The sequence below is a fragment of the Paenibacillus sp. J22P59 genome, assembly GCF_059383895.1.
In genome coordinates this window covers 73,069-92,565 of record NZ_JBXENX010000016.1, presented here as the reverse complement: position 1 = coordinate 92,565, position 19,497 = coordinate 73,069, and the positions used below count along the sequence as shown (strand labels likewise).

The window sequence follows — 19,497 nt, the reverse complement described above, 5'->3', positions numbered from 1 at the left end:
AAATAGCAATCGCTTTTAATGAGTAGCACTATGAGGTTACATATTTAATAAATGGAGCGGTGGTTTTGACCCACACCCACATTCAGGAGGCGCTATTGCAGCAAGCCTTCTAAATACTTTAACTAGAAGACAGGTCGTCAAGAATTACCTTGACGACCTGTCTTCTTTTTTTTGTGAAGCAATTAGCTCCATGTATGGCACCTTCCTTGATTGAACATCATCGACGGGTTTCGCGGCAACGAGTATGGCCTTATCGTGGCTGGCGAAAGTGTATTCAAAGTATTTCCAACTATTATTGTAAGTGAATAGGAACTTTCTTTGCAAAACAGCGTCGTTATATTGGAGGGGAATAGCATATACCTAGCTGATTTGGAGAAGGGAACCGAGACATTGATAACAGGAGATGGGCCGCAGATTAATCCGCTTATTTCTGATCATTGGATTGTGTATGCAAGTCATCTGATGAAGAAGCGACACTTACGGCTGTTCGTTATAAATAAAGAAATTCTTTGAAAGTCAGCATTTTTCCAAGGAGGCATGAATGAAGCTAGATTTCTCATTAGATACACATGGAACATGCGTCGGACAATTGAGAGATGAATTGTTGCCGTTAGAGGAATTGGCAGAAACATGGAAGTTTCCGTATGATATCTTTTTTGTATTGCGCGTTTTACCTGAAAATTATGGTCGAAAAACATCCAGACGTTTTGATAGCAGGGATCACGTTCTATATATAGACATCAGCATTATCTATGAGCATTATCAACGGATGTCTAAGAATGAACAACGCGAAGCTCTAGGCATTTATCTCTATGATTATATGGTGGAGACTGTTGCAAAGTATAAAAAGCACGTAGATGAGAAAACACAAGATCAATTATTGATTAGGGTAAAAAATTGGATGTTAGAAAATAATTGGTTGGAGGGAAGAATCAATAAAGCAAGGACGCTACTTGCGCAGAATATGGGGGGTTACGAGGTCAGCCGACGATTGCAAATGCAACTAGAGGAAATAGAGTATATCCTTCTCCGCATGCATGACTATGAGCCAACTGATATTCACCCGGACAATGTCGCAGCAGAAAAAGCCCCGCCATATCAGTTGTAGAATGAAACTTTGGGAAAAAATGCTGAAGCTCTGACAATAAGGTTACAACTGTCATACATCTCTATGGAATGGGATCGCTAGTGACGATTCAGACAATTAAAAACAAAAGGGGCAAAAGTTATGAAACCGACGCAAGAAATTGAGGCGCTGGCGGCAAAGATCGCTGGTGCAGCCAGAATGTCTTTTCGCACTCTTTTTGACAATGGCGAGCGGTTCTATTACTGCACTCTATTTACTACTGAGGAGGGTCATGCTCCTAGCATCTCCGCTTGGTCATGGGAGGCCTTGGAGAGGGAGGCGGTTAGGCAAGGTAACGATAGCGACATGCCGGAATCAACGATTGCGGAGCTCGTCAAATGGTCCTATGCTGATTCGCCCTATTGTTGTTTCAGGGATGAGAACTTCGATGAGGTTAAACAATTATTTATTGAGCGTCCTGCTATGGAGGGACTTGAGGCTGACGAAAGGAATCGTGAGCTTGAGTTGAGGCTGTATGCGATAGAGTTGGCGATGAAAATGCTTGATGAAGAAGGCCTGTTTGCTTTGAATCAACTGCGGGAGTCAGTGTGCGTACTTGTCGAGGTTATGCCGCCGGTTGAAATCAATACCGAAATTGCCCGGCGTTTGAATCGGGTGGAGTTCCCGGCTATGCAAGCATGGTTGGCGGAAGCGGCGGAGTAATAGCAGGCACATAGGAGGATACGAATGCGTAAGAAATGGAAAAGAAGGATCCTGATCAATGATCCTGTTGAACTGGATCGGGTACAGATCAAGCAGGATTTGAATGATGGTAACAATGTGATTGTTCAGTTCTCCCACCCGGATTTTTATGGCTCTATTTTGGAGGAAGTGGATGAGCTCTGCACAATCTTTGATGAAAATTTTGGCGTGCGTTTTTATGGGCATTATTCCCTCTCATTCGATGGTCGTACGCTGCTTAGAATTCCCCATGTCAAAATGCTGTATCTCAATAGTCTCGTCCAGGCCCACAACACCGAAACATTGGCCGAGCTCGAGCATTTGCACAGTTTGAATCTGGACATTTATGAGCAGGAGAATTCGGATATTTTGGGAATAGACTCGTTGCGCTCGTTAAGAGAGTTAGTTGTTTTCTCGGATAGAAAGCTTCTCAACTTGCAATATTTTAAGGAGTTCTCTCATTTGGAACATTTGCATGTTGGGGGCAAGGTGAAAAACCTGGATGCTATAGGGTATTTGGAAGATTTGAATTACCTCGCGCTGCACTCGATTAGTAAATTACCGTTACATTTTATAAACCGATTGAAAAAGTTGAAGCATCTTCGTATTTTGCTTGGTGGGCGAGAGCATATTCAGGAAATCGAAGACAATGAAATCGATCATCTGGAGATTTGTAGAGTTCGCGGTTTTCATGACCTGACCAATATTACGAACTTCCGAGCACTAACGAGCCTTGTCATCGAGGATCAAATCCAACTGAATGAAATCGGCTTTGAGCGTGAGATAAAAGCTTTGGAGGAGCTAACCATTTCAAATTGTAAAGGCTTGGCTCGTTTGTCGGGAATGGAGCTGTTGCCCTCGCTGCGCAAGCTCCGCGTTGAAAAAACGGCTATCCATTTTGATTCCTTCATCGAGCAAAAGCTTCCGAGTGCATTGTCCGAATTGGAATTCACGACCTTCAGAAGCAAAGTAGATCAAGAAATACAAGCTTCCTTATCCAAGTTGGGTTTTCAAAAGTGGAGCATCTAAATCAAGGGCAGAAGAAAGGATGAAGGAAGTGCCAAATGATAACCAAGCTCGCCCTTCTGCTTCTATTAGTGAAGCCGGTCGTTATTCCATTGACCTGACGGGTCCTCATAGCCATACGCTTGTCATTAAGCCCGGTGTGGGCAGCCTATCCATTGGATCGCCGCAATTGGGGAATAAGGCGGACCTTCACGTCGCGCCAGATGCGCGTATCGATTGGACTGTATTCGATGCCTTTACTACACCGGCTGGCTCACCTTGGCCACGTTTTCTGTACTATACAGGCAGTGACACGAGCTTCTTAGATTGGGCGCAGAAACGTCCCATTGAAGAGATGACGTGGGCTCCGGTCCTGTCCGATGATATGGTGGTGGATGCCAGAGAGTCTATTTTGTATGGCTTGCACATCGAGTTGGGCGGCTCGGGAGGGAGCCTGAGCTTGAAGCTTCCGAAGAGACCTTTCCGCTTGAGCGTGTCTGGTCATCTATCACGCTTCTTAGCCACTGGCGATATGCCGTCTTCACTGATACTAGCGCCTCGTACCAGTCGACGCCAGAATGATTCTCCTTTCATGCTGCCCGACCTGGGCGAATTGTACCAAGTGACGAACCTGACGCTGCAAAATACGCCGCTGGGACAGCCCATCTCGCTGAAGTGTCTAGATCGGTTCCCAAACCTTAACTCTCTGAGTTTATGGGGGAACTTTTGCGATCTGGATGCATTGGCTTGTCATACCGGGTTAACGACTCTGGAGCTCCGCTTCATGCCTGATCTGAAGGACCTGCCGCCCTTGGATACTTGGCCTTTGCTTGACCGATTAATCGCCTATAATGTGGAGGATACCGCAGGCAAGCGCCTTAGGCAGCAACTGAAAACACGCGCTAAAGCCCGCCCGTGGACCGACTATGCTTCAGTGAGCCAATTGCGAAAGCCTGAGTGGTGGACGACCGAATATGGGCGCCCGTTCTCGTCTTGGTCCAAACGTCAGGCCAAGCTGGCTAACGAAGCTTATTGCGTTGCAGAATCAGCTTTGGCCCTGGCCCGGACCTTTGCGGATGCCGAGGAAGCCATTACCGCTTTCACCGTCCGCTTCAATACCGTTAAAGGCATCGAAACCACCGAAAGAGAGGACCTCGGAGAAGCAGTATGGCAACTCAGCCAGTCCAATCATCAGATTGGCCAGCCTATAGCCGAGGAGATGGCTCAACGCTGGTTCGATGCAGCGCGAGATTACTGATTACAATGAGATTGTGAAAGGCGCTAGGAGGGAGATATCCTATGAAAGATGCGTTAATGGACAGATTAAAGATTTTTCTCAATCGGGATGATAATAAAACATTAGTAGGCATTCCAGCGAGCCAAGAGGAGATAGTTAAGGCCCAGCAGTTGCTGAATGTGAGCTTTCATGAGGACTACATACACTTTATCAAGACGTTTGGAGGAGCATATGCAGGTCTTGCCATACATGCATTCTCTAATGGTTCTAGCCTCGGAAATGAGACGGTTGTCGACTTGACGCTGGGGTTTCGAGAGCAGTTCAAGGAACTTCCTTTTGCAGAGGTGTTGGAAACCTGTTATGTCATTTCTATGGACGGGTCAGGCGATCCGATTATTATTAATCAGGCAGGAAAGGTATTCATCTGTTATCACGATACCGGGGAGATCAAGTTATTGGCAGACTCATTCGAGGAAATGATCGAGGAAAATTTTTGTGAATGGTAATTAGTCCAATTCAATAGATTATGTGGTCGAGGTGGTATGGAGTCCTGCACGTCCATCTTGCAATCTATTAGCGAATTGAAAGACAGGGGGAGTATTCATGTACATCGTATCTCGACCAAAGCCGCTGTCTGAGAGCCAAATCCAAGTGCTTGCGAAGGGAAACGCCGCTATTTATCCACCAGGTTATCTTCAGTTTTTGCAGCGATTCGGTGAAGGGACCTACAGAGGGTGGATAAATGTCCAATTACCAGATTCAGAGGTACTAGTGCCTTTTGCTGAGTACGGGTTGTGGGAGTTTGACGAAAACAGTCCCATTACTGAGCAGCAGATCAGTGAGTGTATTGCTATAGGCACGACGGTGGACGGTGATTTTCTGGCCGTACATCCCCAATCGGCCGGGCTGCTCTGGCTGCCGCGGCATGCGGAGTGCATAACGTCCATTTCGCTGCAGGCACGGGAGCAAGAAGATGAAGGGACGTATGCCTTGGTATTAGACGAACTATACCGCCAGGTATATGGAAGCAGCCCACAGGAAGCCGTCTATTATGAACCGTGGACGGGCACTCGGAGCCATCTCTTTTTGCGTCTGCCACCGAGACAGGACCAGCATTCTCTGTCTGAGCTGGCTGGAGAGTGCCAAGCGGATCTTCCAACGGATTTGACCATTGAGACTCCGTATGCTTGCTTCCTGTTTTATCGGCAACTGGGTGGCTATGTACGATTGAATTATGCTTACCAACAAGAGGTAGCCGTCTTCTATGAACAGGATGCATTTCAGGCATTTGCCGTCATAAAGCAATGGCTCTTGTCAAAAGGTTGCGAAACGATTTCATAATGATCTCGGTATACCTTAGATGCGTGAATAGTCATGAAGCTGGCTTTACTCCGGAGACTCCGGCATGTGATCAGTTCTCTCAGGGAACTCATGACATGCCGGATTTATTAATCGGACTTCTTCTTTGATTTTGGTTCATTCTGAATGATGGAGTATTCGACGATATTCCCGTAATGGTCCGCTTCGATAGCGCAGCAGCTTGTCATCATCTCTTTTACTAGCTCGCGGCCTCGCTGCACTCTGGATTTCGCTCCCGAATAGGAGATATTCAGATGTTCGCTTAACTGCTTCTGCGACATGCCCTGCAGCTCAGAAAGCTCAAGCGCCTCCAGATATTTATCAGGCATGCGAGTCAGGATGTTCATCATCCCTTCAGTGGCCTCCGAATTACAATCTCCGATTGGTTCATCTTCCACAATGTTCACGTTATCTAGGAGTTCCTCTGCCTTTTTTTCCTTCCGGAAATGATCAATGATGCTATTTCTTGCGATTTGAAAAATCCATGTGCGTCTCTTTTCCTCATCCTGCAGACGAGCCATCCCTTCATAAGCTTTCATAAAAGTCATCTGTACAATGTCCTCGGTATCCGTGTGATGATTCGTTTTTTGCAAAACGAAATTCCGGATGTGCTCATGGTATTAATCCCATAATTGCTCTAGATTCATCGGTGCGGTCCCCTCACTCCACGAAATTTATTCAAAAAATATTTCTCTTATTTGCGTCCATTTCGATTTGGCTACGTCTCCATTAATATAAACCAAATATTGGAGGGAGTAAATAAGATGAAATACAACTTGCTTGGCAATACGGGAGTGCTGGTATCGGAGATAGGACTTGGAACAATGACATTTGGCGGCGGCGAAAAGTGGGGTGTTTTCGGTGGTCTGAACGAAAAGGAGTCGGGCATTCTAGTCGATCAAGCGATGGATGCTGGCGTGAATTTTTTTGATACGGCCAACGTATACTCCGACGGACAATCGGAAGAAATTCTCGGGAAGGCGCTGAAGAACAAAAGGCATCAAGCCCTGATCGCCACGAAGGTCAGAGGACGCACGGGAGCTGGTCCGAACGAGCTCGGGTTGTCTCGCTTGCATATCATTGGGCAAGTCGAAGCAAGCTTGAAGAGGCTTGGAACGGATTATATCGATCTGTATCAAGTCCATAACCCCGATCAATTAACGGATTGGGAAGAGACACTTCGGGCTCTCGATGATCTGGTTCGGAGCGGGAAAGTTCGCTACATCGGCAATTCTAATATGACCGGATGGAATATCATGAAAACTCGGGGTCTCTCGCAGCTTCACGGACTTCACGCTTTCAAGAGCAGCCAATCTTACTACTCTCTCGCCGCGCGTGATATCGAGCGGGAAATCATCCCAGTGCTTCAGGATCAAAATATGGGCTTAATCGTCTGGAGTCCGCTGTCCGGGGGCTTCCTGTCTGGGAAATACACGCGGGATAATCCGGGCAATGACAATGACCGTCATACGAATGTTCCATTCCCTCCGGTCGACAAAGACAAAGTATTTCCAATTATCGACACACTTCAGGATATTGCGGCAGTGCGCAAGTCCACGGTGGCCAGAATCGCTCTTGCTTGGGTTCTGAATCAGAAAGCCGTAACGAGTGTCATTATTGGTGCAAAACGGCCCGATCAATTACAGGAGAACCTTGCTTCAAGCGGGATTATTCTAACAAGTGATGAATTGCTCAGACTGGATGAGGTTAGCCGCTTACCAATCGAGTACCCGGCATGGCCATTTTTGGAAAGTGATGATTCTATCGTAAGAAAGCATGCAAAATATTAAACTATAGTCAAGAATAGATCGTCGGCGGCAGATGGCTATTGACGATCTGTCTTGCCCTCGTAAGCTTAGGCAGAGTGAAGCTCCTAGAAAACTTCAGTTTACCCGAGAATTGTAGAGAACCTTATCATTAATAAGAACGGTTGATTCAATTTGCCATTTTATAAATAAATTGCAGCTTACTATTGAACATCTGGTCTATAAGTTATAGACTACAGCTATGAGGTCGATAACTTATAGACCAGGGAGTGGGGAAATGAAAGGCTACAAGCTTACAGAAAGCGAAATAAAGTTTACCGATTTAATCTGGAACAACGAACCGATTGGTTCTGGTGATCTTGTGAAACTATGTAAAGAAGAGCTGAATTGGAAAAAGTCCACAACCTATACCGTACTGAAAAAGCTGTGTGAAAAAGGTTTTTTTCAAAATGAAAATTCAGTAGTTTCATCGTTGATTTCAAAGGATAGGTATGACGAATATCAAAGCGTACGATTCGTTGAGGATACGTATGGAGGGTCGTTGCCTAAATTTTTAACAGCGTTTATGGGAGGAAAAAAATTAAATAATCGCCAAGCAGAGGAGCTGAAAAAGCTGATTGATGAGCACAAGGAGGTGTAATCATGAGCAATCTATTTCTATCCGTGTTGAACATGAGCCTTACAGCCAGCTATGTCATTCTTGTTGTGATTATAATCAGACTGCTATTTAAAAAAGCCCCAAAGGTCATCTCCTATGCTTTATGGGTTGTGGTAGCTTTCCGACTTGTTGTTCCAGTCTCATTCGAGAGTGTGTTTAGCTTGTTGCCAAGGACTGGAGATAGGAATTCAATTCCTCAAGAAAGCATCCAGCAGCAAAGCCTGCCGATTAACAGCGGAATAGAAGTGGTTGATTCCTTTGTGGTAGGGACATTACCAGCACTGCATGTGGAGGATAGTGTCAATCCCCTGCAGATTTACATCCAGATTGGATCATATATGTGGGTGTTAGGTATGATGGTATTGCTTATTTATAGTCTTGCATCTGTATTGCTCTTAAAAAAACAGCTTAAAAATGCACGATGGGTAGAGCAGAATATTTACGAGGCTAAAAATTTGCAAACACCTTTTGTACTTGGATTTATACGACCAAAGATTTATTTGCCCGTGGGACTTCATGCTGAGGAGCGCAGCTATATTCTGCTGCACGAGCAGACTCACATTAAACGATATGATCATATTATTAAGCCATTAGCTTTCTTAATCGTATTGGTGCACTGGTGTAATCCTCTTGTATGGGTAGCCTTCCTGTTAATGAGTAGGGATATGGAATTTTCCTGTGATGAACGTGTACTGAAACAGATGAATTCTGATATGGATATAAAAAAATCATATGCGTCATCCCTATTATCGCTTGCTACGGATAGACAAATTGTGAATGGAAGCCCCCTTGCTTTTGGCGAGGGAAATGTAAAAGGGAGGATAAAAAATGTGTTGAATTATAGAGAACCAAGATTCTGGTTATTTGGTTGCTCAATCGTCATTATGCTAGCAGTTGGGATAGGACTACTAGCAAACCCTGTAGTAAAAGGGAGAGATGCACTAGAACAAACTACTGGATCAACGAATACAACATCAGGTGAAGAGGTTCCTTTGGAACTACGAGAGAAGTCAGCAGGAGAAATATTAAGTGACTTAGCCAATCAACAATTTGCAGTCAATGGAAATCAAGTCAGCGATCAAGAAACCGTTGTCGCATTGGGAAAAGCTTTTGTGAATTTATATGCCGGTGCTATTGCAGAACAGAAAACAGTATCATTTCATCATTACATATCTAACGAGAATCTTCTTAACTATACAAATAAAATGTTACAGCTAGAACAAGCAAAGAAACTAAAGGGAGAAACCAGTGTGAATTTCGGTTTGAATAATGAATTCAAGAAAGCAGAGCTCAAAAAGCTTGATGAAAATCTCTACTATGTAAGCTTACCTTTCTCAAACCAAGGGTCTGGAAGCAGCTTTGAGATGTTAGTTCAAGCTGAAAAGAAGGCATTAACAATCGTTGATTTGTACTTTGGAAACAAAGATAGTATAGATACGTTTGTAACAGGGCATCCCGCTGTTAGAAAACTTCATGATCCAAAGCTATGGGATGACCAAGTATGGGTTGATGGTGTTTTTGAAAAGCTTGAAAAAATGGGAGGACGCTAGTGGAACTGACTTATTTGAAAACCTTTCGGGAAGTGGCGAAATGGGGAAGTTATACGCGAGCCGCGGAAACTCTGGGGTATGCCCAGTCGAGCATTACGACTCAGATTCAGAAGCTGGAGGAATCCTACGGAGTCATTCTCTTGGAGCGCTTTGGGAGAAGCATGAAGCTGACGATGGCCGGCGAAGCGCTTCTGCAATACGCCAACGATATATACAGGCTGCATGAAGAGTCGAAGCAAGTCGTTTCCATGCAAGCCACGGGGACACTCTCTATCGGGACGATCGAGACATTAGCGGCCTTCTATCTCCCGCCTCATCTTCAGACTTATCGCGGTTATTATCCCGGGGTCAATGTGATTATTCAGCCGGGGAACGAGCCCTACATTATCGAATCGGTCAAAAATGGCGAACTGGACGTCGGGATCATTCTGGACCCTCCATTCACGGATCCCGATCTTCACTGTAGTATTCTGAGGGAAGAAGCATTAGTTATTATTACTAAGCCTGATCATAAATTAGCTGGTCAAAGTGACATCCACGTTGGAGACCTGGAGGGGGAATCTTTGATCATGACGGAAGATGGCTGCACTTACCGGGCAATGCTGCTCAAAGTGTTGAAGGGAAACCAAGTGAATTATAGTTTGTCTTACGAATTCGGCAATCTGGAAGCGATCAAGCAGTGTGTGATCTATGGTCTTGGTATTGCCTTGTTACCGCGGGTAGCGGTTGCCGAGGAGATCCGCAGAGGCCAGATCACAGCAATTCCTTTCATTCATTCGGAGTGCAGGTTCTATACGCAATTAATTTACTCTAAGAAAAAATGGAGGTCCAAGGCGTTTGAAGATTTCGTGGAGTTGATCGGAGGTACCAATCATCAGAATGATTGAAGTATAGTATAGATTTCTATCAATAACTCCATGGTCTGGGGCTGTGTTATATTCATTCCAAGAAAGAAAACATCCCTATTGGAGGTAACCCGCATGATAAATCAAGCTCGCCGTTCCCTCGTCCTCGAGACGCCAGCCTTATCGCCGGAGCATATTCATCGGCATTACATGAACAAGCTTTCGATGGAAACGGATGTCTCGGATGTGCATCACGATATGAAGCATGGTCTCAATGATTTTGTGCTTATCGATGTTCGGAGTGCTAGTAGTTATGAAGAATGCCATATACCGGGTGCACTGAGTCTTCCTTCTAACACGATCAGTGAAGAAACAACGGCGACACTGTCCAAAGATCAAATAATCGTTGTCTATTGCTGGGGTCCGGCTTGCAATGGTGCAACGAAAGGAGCAGCTCGGTTATCCCATCTCGGTTTTCAGGTGAAAGAAATGCTTGGAGGCATAGAATACTGGCGTAAAGAGGGGAACGATGTAGAGGGTACGCTTGGACATTCGGCATGCATGATCGGGTAAGCTTAAGAGAATATCTTGCACATTTATGTAGCAAAGAAAATTGCCCCTGCTTAGCAGGGGCAATTTTCTTTGTAGGAAAGCTCACTGGAATGTAAGTTGTATGGATAATCTGTTATTTTCTCAACGCTACAGCGGGTTCTGTACGAATTAACTTGTAGCTGGCTATTCTGCTAATGACAATAACGACTACACCTGTGGAAAGTATGGATAGTAAGATTTGCGCCGGGGTAAGGATAATTGCTAAATGAAGGACCCTGGCGATTAAATAAGTACAGCCAACTAGGATAGCATTAAAGCAAGCGGACATTGTCGTTAGAAGAAGATTTTCACTGACAATCATGTTTTGTATCGTTCCTTTGTTAAATCCCAAAGCGGATAGCAGCCCTATTTCCTTGTATCTGGAATTTTGAAGCTTGATAAGCAGTACTGTACTAATAAATAAGCCAATTGCTAAGATTAGAATAGATACGATTAAGAACAAACGGCTAAGGCTTTTGAATGTACTTTGCAAATGTTCTACTTCTGTGGCTGCAGTTTTACTGTCTATTTTTTTGTCAGCCAGCATTTTACTTACTGAAACAATGTCTTTGAATGCTATAACATCGTAACTAATGGAATAGGACTTATCGTCATCCGTATTTACATACAAATCCCGTTCAATATCGGAGCTTACAAAGAAATCATCATAGCCAGCATTATAAATGCCGCTTATCGCTAGCGAGTATTGTTGTTCATCATGTTGTAAGATTAGTTCTTTACCAAGCAAGTTTTTGATATCCTTGCCAAATTTTTTGGCAAGGCTGGGGCTAAGCGCGATTTCTTTTTCATTTGTTCTTGGCATCGCACCGTATGACATCCCTTCAGTAGCCTTCGGCATGGGGTATTTGTCTGCTAAAGCTTCACTTTTTTCGCCAAGCCTCAAAGTAACATCCGTAATTTTGTATTGGTAATAGACATTTTCGATTCGTTGATCGGAAGTCAGCATTTCAAATACCGTTTCATTATCTTCGCCTTTGATGTATCCGTTGTTAAAGGCCGTGTTATTGTCCTTAAACTCCGATATGGATTGCTCCATAATATTGCCTGAAGATAGAGACAGCATAAAGGCAAGGATACCAATGGAAATGGCGAGACTGACAGCAACAAATCGTATAATATGAACCTTGATATTCTTAAGCCCTCGTTTGAACGCAGATCCTTTTTTGGCAACCTTAGTTAAGCGTAGTCTATTAGAATCAGTATGATCTGTTTGAGCAGCGATATCTTTGGCCATAATTTTTCCGTTCTCGATATGAATCACATCATCTGCAAAGGTACAGAGCTTTTGATCATGTGTAATGACAATAACCAAACGGTCTTTTGAAATCTCCTTTAAAAGCGCCATAATTTCATTGGAGTTGCTGCGGTCTAATGCACCAGTGGGCTCATCAGCCAAAACTATACGCGGATTACTAATTAATGCTCTTGCGATAGCAGCTCTTTGCTTTTGGCCGCCTGAAAGATTTTCGATTTTTTCGTCCGTCTTCGCTGATAATCCCAGTCTATTTAACAATTCTCTGGCATTTTTTTTGTTTTGTTCATCACTTGATTGATTTAGCTCACAAGCGAGCAAGATGTTTTCAAGTACGGTATAGCCGCTTAGAAGATGATAATGCTGAAAAATAAATCCGATATGATCTCTGCGATACGTACACAATTCCTCGGTATTCAGTTTACTGATTGAGGTACCCCAAGCTGTAATATCACCGCTATAATGACTGTCAAAGCCTGCAATCATATTGAGCAGTGTGCTTTTACCAGAGCCTGACGCACCTAACAGGCAAATAAGTCCTTTGCTAGGCAAAGTACAGCTTGCATCATCAAGAATGAGTGAACGGTCATATTTTTTTGTAACGTTATTGATCTCAATCATTAGTGGTCACCTGTCTTTAATGCTTTGACTGTGCGGGTCTTTATAATAGTGATAGCCGTTGTACAATAAGCCACAACACCTACCGCAGCAATCAACAGCATTCCAGTAAACAACATTGTTGAATGAAGAATACTCACATTGAACAAGCCTTTGGTAGCTATATTAATAAGAGGTGAGGTAACTAGCATCAATAGGATCGCTGTGATAGTTTGTGCCATCAATTCCATCAAGCTGACCAGGCTTAAATGAGCATTGTTAAAGCCGCTGACTTTATAAATAGCAAATTCTCTTTTTCTGATTAAACCTGTAATAAGGAAGATAGCAATAACCATAACGACAGATAAGCTTCCTATGATCACACTTGCAGAGCCTGATTGCTTCGTTGTTTGCTCATTTAATCTAACAATATCTTCAACAAGCTCAAATCTGCCAAGAGGGACAATTCCTATTTCGTTAAGCTCGTCTTTAATGGAGATCATATCAGCAGGAGCCTTTGCTCGAATAAGAAAATTCATCGTGTTCTTCTCAATTGCTGCTTGTTTTCTCATATCATCAAGCGCAACTTTGCTGAAAAAGAAAGAGTCTTCAACTTGATAAGATGTCATCTTTCCTTCATATTCATAAAAGACAGTCGTATCTACAACACCTACGATTGTTGCGGTTATGGACGTTTCTTTTAGAACAGGCTCGCCGCTGTCCCAATTGTATATAGAGCCGCTAAAATCAATTTTTTGTCCTATTGCTAACTCGTTTGATATTGCTAACGTTTCAACAAAGCTTTTTGGGACAACAACCTCATTGTCGATGCCAGACGGCATTTTTCCTGCCACCAGCTTATTGATTACCGGAGTACTTCCTGTTTTCTGTATGTTATATTCCTTGTCATTAACCGATACTTTAATATCATCAAATGCTTGTAAAAAAGCAGTGAAAGCAACGCGCTCATCGCCTAAGTATTTATCATATAAGCCGTTAATATCTTGTGTTACGTCAGCGTTGGGCTTTTCTTCCTGATTACCACTTGTTCCTCCCGCGCTCATAAAGCTGCCAACTACGCTAATATCTTTAAATCCCTCGCCATACGTATCAATCAACTTGTTGAATTCATCTTGACCGCTGCCCCCAATTGCCCCGCTTATAGTTGTAAGACATAATACTCCTGCAAGCATTAGAGCAAGGGTGGATACCAAAAACCGTCCAAATTTGTTTTTGACATTCGATCTGGTGAGCTTAATAGCATTCATCAGGGATATGGAATGACCTTTATCGTAGTTAAGCTTGTCTGTTGCAGTTACTATTTCATGTGGTGCTTCAATCAATTCTCCCTTATCCAAATGTATAAGGTTGGATTGAGGATCAATAAAATGGGTGTCGTGGGTTACAAGGATAACTGTTCTTTTTTTAGAAATAGCTCGCAAAATTTCCATAGTTGCTTTTGCAGTTTTTTCATCCAAAGCACTGGTAGGCTCATCAGCAATAATAACCTGTGGATTTTTCATAAGCTCTCTAGCAATGGCAACACGCTGTTTTTGGCCGCCAGAGAGATACTTCACCTTTTGATGGGTAAGCTCAGCTATCTTAAGATCCTTTAAAATATTATCAGCTTGTTTGTGATTTTGATTGCTTGTTAAATATTGTGGTAGCAGCACATTGTCAAGGACCGATGAATCTTCGAGCAAATTGAAATCCTGCCAAACAAAGCCGAAGATATGGTTGTAATAATAGCTTTTTTCTTTGGCAGTTAATTCTTTAATGCTTTTACCGCAGTAGTAAGCCTCTCCATCAAAATCTTGCTCCATACCACTGATGATTTTCAGAAGAGTTGATTTGCCGCTGCCCGATGCACCGATTATGAAATGCATCCCTTTTCCCATTGAAAAGGTAATGTCTTTCAAAGCGAATTCGCCGTTATATGATTTGGATACATTCTTAATTTCAAACATTGGTTTATTCCTTTCTGCTTGTTGATACAACTATCGTATAACACCTGATGTTAAATCCTTGTTAAGCAATTTTTTTCATGTTGAATGAAATGCTTAACAAGGATTTAACCTATACTTAGTTACAATAGGTGAAGAGGTGATTGGCATATGAGAATACTAATTGTAGAGGACGAGCTTGATTTGCAAGAAGCGATTGCAGATGGGCTTAGAATAGATGGTTATGCTGTTGATACTTGTGACAATGGTGAAGCTGCTTACGAGCTTCTATATGAAGTGAATTACGACTTGGTTGTGCTTGACTTAAACCTCCCGAAATTAGATGGGCTTGAGGTTTTAGCTAAGATACGAGATGAAAGGCCAGAATTAAAGGTGCTTATTCTCAGTGCAAGAAGCAGTGTCCATGACAAAGTTAAAGGTTTAGATCTAGGAGCAAATGATTATTTGGGGAAGCCCTTTGACTTTGCCGAGCTGGAAGCAAGAATACGAAATTTGTTAAAAAGAAGGTTTGTACAAGAAAGTAATATGCATTCCTGCGGCGCAATTAAAGTGGATCTATCAAAGCGTGTTGCCGTTATTAATGGAAATGAAATATTGCTTACAAAAAAAGAATTTGCATTGCTTGAATATTTCTTGCTTAACAAGGATAAAGTGATTAGCCAAGAAGAGCTGATTGAACATATCTGGGATCAGAATGCGGATAGCTTTAGTGGTGCTATTCGGGTTCATATTGCAACTCTCCGAAAGAAGCTGAAAGCTATATTAAACTATGACCCCATTGGTACGAAAATTGGCGAAGGCTACGTATTATCAGATAGGGAAGGTAATGCCCATGCATAAAAAAATGCCAATTCGACTGCGGCTTACGGTTATGACCGTTGCACTTTTGACGGTCTGTTGTGTAGGCCTTACCTTCATACTTAATTTATCTGCTGATACGATGGCATCAAGAATTGATGCCACATTGGTAGTACCGGCAAAAGAACTCGACGAACATGGACAGGTTGAGGAAAGCCCGCAATCACCGGCAAGCGGTATGATCAATATCGTTCCATCTATTGATGCCCAACAAGCAAGAATGGATTTTAGATTTAAAAGCATTATTTATATGATTTTTGTTATTGTAGGCGGTGGATTCTTAACCTACTATATTTCGGGCAAGGCATTAAAACCTCTTCATACACTCAATGGTCAGGTGAAAAACATAAATGTGCATAATCTATCTGAAACATTAGCTGTGCCGCCTACAAAGGATGAAGTTGCTGAGCTTACTGTCACATTCAATGAGATGACAGACAAGCTGGATAATGCTTTTATGATGCAAGCAAGATTTTCAGCAAATGCTGCTCACGAGCTTAGGACACCTCTTGCCGTGTTGCAAACAAAGGTCGATGTGTTTAAGAAGAAAACTAATCATACAAACGAGGAATATGATGCACTTATTTCCGTTATTGAAAAGCAAACCTATCGCTTGAGAGGACTCGTTGACAACCTTCTAAATATGACGAATATGGACGATAACGATGAGCTAAGCAGCATTTGTTTAAAGAATATTTTTGAGGATATTACTTCCGAGCTTTCTCACATTGCTAAAGATAAAAAGGTTGCGCTGTCTTTAAATTGTGATAATAGCATGGTTACTGGTAACACGGACTTATTGTATCGAGCTTTTTATAATCTTGTGGAAAACGGAATTAAGTACAATATTGACGGTGGAAGCGTTGGGGTTATTATAAAGCGATTAAATAAAGAGCAGGTTTCGATCAAAATTAATGATACAGGCATCGGCATTCCCGATAATAATAAAAAGCATATATTTGAGCCTTTTTATCGGGTTGACCAATCACGCTCCCGCCAAGTGGGTGGTGCGGGCTTAGGACTTTCGATTGTAGACAGTATTATTAAAAAGCACAAAGGTACGATTACGGTTACGGATAATGAAAATGGCGGAACTTGCTTTCATATTACAATTTCACTTGCACCTTACGTAACGTAATGTTTTACAATAAAGCTACCGGTACAAAGCTAGCACAATAGAATGGAGATGGTCATGAAGAGATATTGGAAGATTGGAGAGCTTGCCAAGCTGACGGGGCTTACCGTACGAACCTTGCGGTTCTATGATCAGATCGGGTTGTTCTCTCCGTCGGGACAAACCGAATCGGGGCATAGGCTGTACAATGAATTGGATTTGTCGAGATTGCACCAAATAGTATCGCTTAAGGAGCTGGGGTTGTCCCTTGAGGAAATCAAGACTGTTTTATTAGGCGGTCAGGTCAGTGCGCTTGAGATCGTCAACCTACAGATAGACCAAATCCATGAACAGATCAAGCAGCAGCAGAAGCTATTGGAGCAGCTCAGACATGTATCCAAGCTGATGCAGGGCAAGGCGGAATTAACCGTTGAAGATTTTACGAGTCTTTTGCAAGCGATGAAGATGGAATTTGAGAAACCAATGCTTGAGCGACAAAAAAGCTGGGGCCGACATTTGGACCAGTTGGGAGACTTTCTTGCCGAGAAGAGTGAACGATCAAAACTTAAGGGGGATAATTAATGAATGAACGATTCGTTAAGCATGGAACCTTCGTCGTCGAACGGACTTATGCTGCTTCGCCAGAGAGGGTCTATCATGCATGGGCTGACCCGATTGCCAAAGCGAAGTGGTTTTCGAAGCCAGACATTTTCGATTTCCAAGTTGGAGGACGCGAGTATAGCAGCGGCGGGCCGCCAGATGGGCCTATTTTCACCTTCGACGCTATCTACCAAGAGCTCGTTCCAGAGCAGCGTATTGTCTATACGTACACGTTAGACTCGGATGGCACACGCATATCCGTCTCGGTCACTACCATCGAGCTGATTGAGCTGGATGGCGGTACGAAGCTGATTTTTACGGAGCAAGGTGCGTTCTTTGATGGACATGATACGGTGGAAATACGGGAGCATGGTACAAACATTATGTTGGATGCCTTGGGTAAGGTGGTAGAAGGGGAGGGTGGGGCATGACTGTAGCTGCCAATGAACTTATTGCTACTCGCGAATATGATGTCCCGCGGGAGCTTGTGTTTCGTGCGTGGACAACTCCCGAATTATTAGCCCAATGGTGGGGTCCGAAAGGCTTTACGAATACGTTTCACGAGTGCGATATGAGGCCGGGAGGGACGTGGGTGTTCACCATGCATGGACCAGATGGTGTGGATTATCCGAACCATTGCGTCTTTGTTGAACTAATATCGCCGGAGCGGGTCGTGCTTGATCATCTATCCGGCCACGACTTTCGAATAACCGCTACCTTCGAGACGATCGAGCGCGGCACTAAGGTAACCTTCCGTCAGCTGTTCAAGGATAAAGAGGAATTTGAACTAGTTAAGCCAATCTGCTTAGAAGCTAACGAACAAAACCTTGATCGGCTTGGGCAGGTGCTCGCGGAATTGCGCAATTAGCTTTGCATTTGAGATAGAAATCTGCCAGGCACCTATCAGGGTGCCTGGCAGATTATCCTACGCCATCGCTTTCTAGCAGGGAATAAAAATGATCACGGTCTTCGTTATCAAATTTGCCAAGTGTCCGTACCTTAACATATTCATGACCGCCATACATATCTATTTCTTCACCGTATGTATTGAAGAGTGCGATCATATTGTCTTCCTGATTCAACTCCATATATCCATAGCAATTTGCTTCAGGGGTTTCATTGTAAAAGAGTGTATATCTGATTTTGATCACTTTGTGCATGTAGATTCTCCTTTTCTAGTATTTGGAATGGCCTTGAACTCATTGTGTTCTGATCGTTATGTATATATTCCTCATCTCTCCATCCGCTTAATGAAAATTTTACGTGAGATTGGATAAATTGAAAAAGGCGATATCGCGCCTCATACTCGGAAATTCATCCTTATTTCTCAAGTATAGAGGGAGATTTCCTGCGATGTCGCACATTCGCACATTTTTTCTTGACGAGATGAGATTTGGGAGTTATGATAGCGTGCCAGTTCACTCTATATGGTAAATCAATACGGATTGCCTACAGCAATAAATATTTGATTAATGACAGGTTCTTGGGCTATATGATCAACTTTCCTAACTTTACTGACAGCAGCTGTCAGTAAAGTTTTTTTATAATAGGGTATAACGATTAATTAGTTAATAGGAGCGTGTATGATGCATACAAAAAAAGTATATCTTTATGTATTTGATACGATGGCAGATTGGGAGACCGGCTATTTAATTGCTGAGCTGAACTCGGGAAGGTTTTTCAAAAAAGGACTAGCGCCCTTGGAGGTAATAACAGTAGGCGTTGATAACAATCCGGTTACCACAATGGGAGGAATAAAAATACTGCCTAGTCTTTCTGTTGAAGAGTGCAGCTTGGAAAGCACGGATGTTGTCATTCTTCCAGGCGGGAATACTTGGACAGAACCTGTTCACGAACCTATATTGAACAAGGTTTCTATAGCTTTAACAGAAGGGACTGTCGTTGCAGCAATTTGTGGGGCAACCTTGGCACTCGCGAAGACGGGGTTGCTAGATACAAGAAGGCATACTAGCAATGATCTGGACTATTTGAAAATGATATGCCCTAACTACAGAGGAGAATCCTATTATGAAAAGGAATCAGCTGTAGCAGATGGGAATTTAATTACTGCATCAGGAGTAGCCCCGCTGGAATTTGCTATGCATGTGCTGAAGCTGCTGGATGTATTTGCCCCCGACACCTTACATTCATGGTTCAATCTTTATAAAACGCATGAACCCAAATACTTCTTCGAGTTAATGAATTCTGTCGAATAACTGATAAGGATAGAGAATCAGAGGTAATCTGATGACTCTATCCTTTTTATATGAGAT

Annotated in this window: 22 protein-coding genes; 18 read left to right on the top strand and 4 right to left on the bottom strand. The window is 43.1% G+C overall.

From position 1 onward, the window contains the following. Positions 1-369 precede the first annotated feature (369 nt). The 7 genes from AC50YO_RS22590 (at position 370) to AC50YO_RS22560 (ending at position 5,390) form a co-directional block, all read left to right on the top strand. Positions 370-513, top strand: coding sequence for a hypothetical protein (locus AC50YO_RS22590; RefSeq protein WP_494850495.1), 144 nt, complete (start codon positions 370-372; stop codon positions 511-513). A 28-nt stretch (positions 514-541) separates the two neighbouring features. After that, positions 542-1,108 carry an Imm44 family immunity protein gene (locus AC50YO_RS22585; protein WP_494850494.1) on the top strand — a complete coding sequence of 189 codons (567 nt, stop codon included), beginning with the start codon at positions 542-544 and terminating at the stop codon, positions 1,106-1,108. A 120-nt stretch (positions 1,109-1,228) separates the two neighbouring features. Continuing rightward, entirely contained in the window at positions 1,229-1,789 is a 561-nt protein-coding gene (locus tag AC50YO_RS22580; protein ID WP_494850493.1) for a DUF4303 domain-containing protein, read from the top strand. A 24-nt stretch (positions 1,790-1,813) separates the two neighbouring features. Continuing rightward, positions 1,814-2,836 carry a hypothetical protein gene (locus AC50YO_RS22575; RefSeq protein WP_494850492.1) on the top strand — a complete coding sequence of 341 codons (1,023 nt, stop codon included), beginning with the start codon at positions 1,814-1,816 and terminating at the stop codon, positions 2,834-2,836. Positions 2,837-2,855: 19 nt separating this feature from the next. Next, positions 2,856-4,070, top strand: coding sequence for a hypothetical protein (locus AC50YO_RS22570; protein ID WP_494850491.1), 1,215 nt, complete (start codon positions 2,856-2,858; stop codon positions 4,068-4,070). Between the two features lie 41 nt (positions 4,071-4,111). Then, complete coding sequence (locus tag AC50YO_RS22565) at positions 4,112-4,555, top strand: SMI1/KNR4 family protein (RefSeq protein WP_494850489.1); 444 nt, start codon at positions 4,112-4,114, stop codon at positions 4,553-4,555. Positions 4,556-4,652: 97 nt separating this feature from the next. Continuing rightward, the gene (locus AC50YO_RS22560) at positions 4,653-5,390 is read left to right on the top strand and encodes a hypothetical protein (protein WP_494850488.1); all 738 of its coding nucleotides are present in this window, start codon (positions 4,653-4,655) and stop codon (positions 5,388-5,390) included. 107 nt (positions 5,391-5,497) lie between these two features. Here AC50YO_RS22560 and sigZ read toward each other — a convergent pair whose 3' ends face one another. Further along, entirely contained in the window at positions 5,498-6,016 is a 519-nt protein-coding gene (sigZ, locus tag AC50YO_RS22555) for an RNA polymerase sigma factor SigZ (RefSeq protein ID WP_494850521.1), read from the bottom strand. A 156-nt stretch (positions 6,017-6,172) separates the two neighbouring features. Between sigZ and AC50YO_RS22550 the strand changes: the two genes are divergently transcribed. The 5 genes from AC50YO_RS22550 to AC50YO_RS22530 all read left to right on the top strand — a co-directional run bounded on the left by AC50YO_RS22550 (position 6,173) and on the right by AC50YO_RS22530 (position 10,800). After that, a complete protein-coding gene (locus AC50YO_RS22550; protein WP_494850486.1) occupies positions 6,173-7,198 on the top strand; it encodes an aldo/keto reductase in 1,026 nt (341 codons plus the stop codon). 253 nt (positions 7,199-7,451) lie between these two features. Further along, on the top strand, positions 7,452-7,814 hold the full coding sequence (locus tag AC50YO_RS22545) for a BlaI/MecI/CopY family transcriptional regulator (protein WP_494850485.1): 363 nt from the start codon (positions 7,452-7,454) through the stop codon (positions 7,812-7,814). A 2-nt stretch (positions 7,815-7,816) separates the two neighbouring features. Beyond that, positions 7,817-9,382, top strand: coding sequence for a M56 family metallopeptidase (locus AC50YO_RS22540; protein ID WP_494850484.1), 1,566 nt, complete (start codon positions 7,817-7,819; stop codon positions 9,380-9,382). Beyond that, the gene (locus AC50YO_RS22535; protein WP_494850483.1) at positions 9,382-10,269 is read left to right on the top strand and encodes a LysR family transcriptional regulator; all 888 of its coding nucleotides are present in this window, start codon (positions 9,382-9,384) and stop codon (positions 10,267-10,269) included. The genes AC50YO_RS22540 and AC50YO_RS22535 overlap by 1 nt, the downstream gene beginning before the upstream one ends. A gap of 93 nt (positions 10,270-10,362) precedes the next feature. Then, positions 10,363-10,800, top strand: a complete 438-nt coding sequence (locus AC50YO_RS22530) for a rhodanese-like domain-containing protein (protein ID WP_494850481.1) — start codon at positions 10,363-10,365, stop codon at positions 10,798-10,800. A gap of 112 nt (positions 10,801-10,912) precedes the next feature. On the opposite strand, the gene AC50YO_RS22525 is transcribed toward AC50YO_RS22530, so the two are convergent. Further along, positions 10,913-12,712, bottom strand: coding sequence for an ABC transporter ATP-binding protein/permease (locus AC50YO_RS22525; RefSeq protein ID WP_494850479.1), 1,800 nt, complete (start codon positions 12,710-12,712; stop codon positions 10,913-10,915). Further along, the gene (locus tag AC50YO_RS22520; protein WP_494850477.1) at positions 12,712-14,685 is read right to left on the bottom strand and encodes an ATP-binding cassette domain-containing protein; all 1,974 of its coding nucleotides are present in this window, start codon (positions 14,683-14,685) and stop codon (positions 12,712-12,714) included. The genes AC50YO_RS22525 and AC50YO_RS22520 overlap by 1 nt, the downstream gene beginning before the upstream one ends. Positions 14,686-14,802: 117 nt before the next feature. On the opposite strand from AC50YO_RS22520, the gene AC50YO_RS22515 reads away from it, so the two are divergent. The 5 genes from AC50YO_RS22515 to AC50YO_RS22495 are packed head-to-tail and all read left to right on the top strand — an operon-like array spanning position 14,803 to position 18,092. Continuing rightward, positions 14,803-15,492, top strand: a complete 690-nt coding sequence (locus tag AC50YO_RS22515) for a response regulator transcription factor (RefSeq protein WP_494850476.1) — start codon at positions 14,803-14,805, stop codon at positions 15,490-15,492. Continuing rightward, positions 15,485-16,648, top strand: a complete 1,164-nt coding sequence (locus AC50YO_RS22510; protein WP_494850475.1) for a sensor histidine kinase — start codon at positions 15,485-15,487, stop codon at positions 16,646-16,648. The genes AC50YO_RS22515 and AC50YO_RS22510 overlap by 8 nt, the downstream gene beginning before the upstream one ends. 54 nt (positions 16,649-16,702) lie before the next feature. Then, positions 16,703-17,206, top strand: a complete 504-nt coding sequence (locus AC50YO_RS22505; protein ID WP_494850474.1) for a MerR family transcriptional regulator — start codon at positions 16,703-16,705, stop codon at positions 17,204-17,206. Further along, complete coding sequence (locus AC50YO_RS22500) at positions 17,206-17,655, top strand: SRPBCC family protein (protein ID WP_494850473.1); 450 nt, start codon at positions 17,206-17,208, stop codon at positions 17,653-17,655. Before AC50YO_RS22505 ends, AC50YO_RS22500 begins: the two co-directional genes overlap by 1 nt. Further along, positions 17,652-18,092, top strand: coding sequence for an SRPBCC family protein (locus AC50YO_RS22495; protein ID WP_494850472.1), 441 nt, complete (start codon positions 17,652-17,654; stop codon positions 18,090-18,092). Before AC50YO_RS22500 ends, AC50YO_RS22495 begins: the two co-directional genes overlap by 4 nt. Before the next feature lie 52 nt (positions 18,093-18,144). On the opposite strand, the gene AC50YO_RS22490 is transcribed toward AC50YO_RS22495, so the two are convergent. Continuing rightward, positions 18,145-18,384 carry a hypothetical protein gene (locus tag AC50YO_RS22490; RefSeq protein WP_494850469.1) on the bottom strand — a complete coding sequence of 80 codons (240 nt, stop codon included), beginning with the start codon at positions 18,382-18,384 and terminating at the stop codon, positions 18,145-18,147. A gap of 426 nt (positions 18,385-18,810) precedes the next feature. On the opposite strand from AC50YO_RS22490, the gene AC50YO_RS22485 reads away from it, so the two are divergent. Then, complete coding sequence (locus AC50YO_RS22485; protein ID WP_494850466.1) at positions 18,811-19,440, top strand: type 1 glutamine amidotransferase family protein; 630 nt, start codon at positions 18,811-18,813, stop codon at positions 19,438-19,440. Positions 19,441-19,497: the final 57 nt, after the last annotated feature.

Excerpts from the sequence above, each read along its gene's own strand:
- AC50YO_RS22585 (WP_494850494.1), top strand. The coding sequence starts at position 542 with ATGAAGCTAGATTTCTCATTAGATACACATGGAACATGCGTCGGACAA.
- AC50YO_RS22580 (WP_494850493.1), top strand. The coding sequence starts at position 1,229 with ATGAAACCGACGCAAGAAATTGAGGCGCTGGCGGCAAAGATCGCTGGT.
- AC50YO_RS22575 (WP_494850492.1), top strand. The coding sequence starts at position 1,814 with ATGCGTAAGAAATGGAAAAGAAGGATCCTGATCAATGATCCTGTTGAA.
- AC50YO_RS22570 (WP_494850491.1), top strand. The coding sequence starts at position 2,856 with ATGAAGGAAGTGCCAAATGATAACCAAGCTCGCCCTTCTGCTTCTATT.
- AC50YO_RS22565 (WP_494850489.1), top strand. The coding sequence starts at position 4,112 with ATGAAAGATGCGTTAATGGACAGATTAAAGATTTTTCTCAATCGGGAT.
- AC50YO_RS22560 (WP_494850488.1), top strand. The coding sequence starts at position 4,653 with ATGTACATCGTATCTCGACCAAAGCCGCTGTCTGAGAGCCAAATCCAA.
- AC50YO_RS22550 (WP_494850486.1), top strand. The coding sequence starts at position 6,173 with ATGAAATACAACTTGCTTGGCAATACGGGAGTGCTGGTATCGGAGATA.
- AC50YO_RS22545 (WP_494850485.1), top strand. The coding sequence starts at position 7,452 with ATGAAAGGCTACAAGCTTACAGAAAGCGAAATAAAGTTTACCGATTTA.
- AC50YO_RS22540 (WP_494850484.1), top strand. The coding sequence starts at position 7,817 with ATGAGCAATCTATTTCTATCCGTGTTGAACATGAGCCTTACAGCCAGC.
- AC50YO_RS22530 (WP_494850481.1), top strand. The coding sequence starts at position 10,363 with ATGATAAATCAAGCTCGCCGTTCCCTCGTCCTCGAGACGCCAGCCTTA.
- AC50YO_RS22525 (WP_494850479.1), bottom strand. The coding sequence starts at position 12,712 with ATGATTGAGATCAATAACGTTACAAAAAAATATGACCGTTCACTCATT.
- AC50YO_RS22515 (WP_494850476.1), top strand. The coding sequence starts at position 14,803 with ATGAGAATACTAATTGTAGAGGACGAGCTTGATTTGCAAGAAGCGATT.
- AC50YO_RS22510 (WP_494850475.1), top strand. The coding sequence starts at position 15,485 with ATGCATAAAAAAATGCCAATTCGACTGCGGCTTACGGTTATGACCGTT.
- AC50YO_RS22505 (WP_494850474.1), top strand. The coding sequence starts at position 16,703 with ATGAAGAGATATTGGAAGATTGGAGAGCTTGCCAAGCTGACGGGGCTT.
- AC50YO_RS22500 (WP_494850473.1), top strand. The coding sequence starts at position 17,206 with ATGAATGAACGATTCGTTAAGCATGGAACCTTCGTCGTCGAACGGACT.
- AC50YO_RS22495 (WP_494850472.1), top strand. The coding sequence starts at position 17,652 with ATGACTGTAGCTGCCAATGAACTTATTGCTACTCGCGAATATGATGTC.
- AC50YO_RS22490 (WP_494850469.1), bottom strand. The coding sequence starts at position 18,384 with ATGCACAAAGTGATCAAAATCAGATATACACTCTTTTACAATGAAACC.
- AC50YO_RS22485 (WP_494850466.1), top strand. The coding sequence starts at position 18,811 with ATGCATACAAAAAAAGTATATCTTTATGTATTTGATACGATGGCAGAT.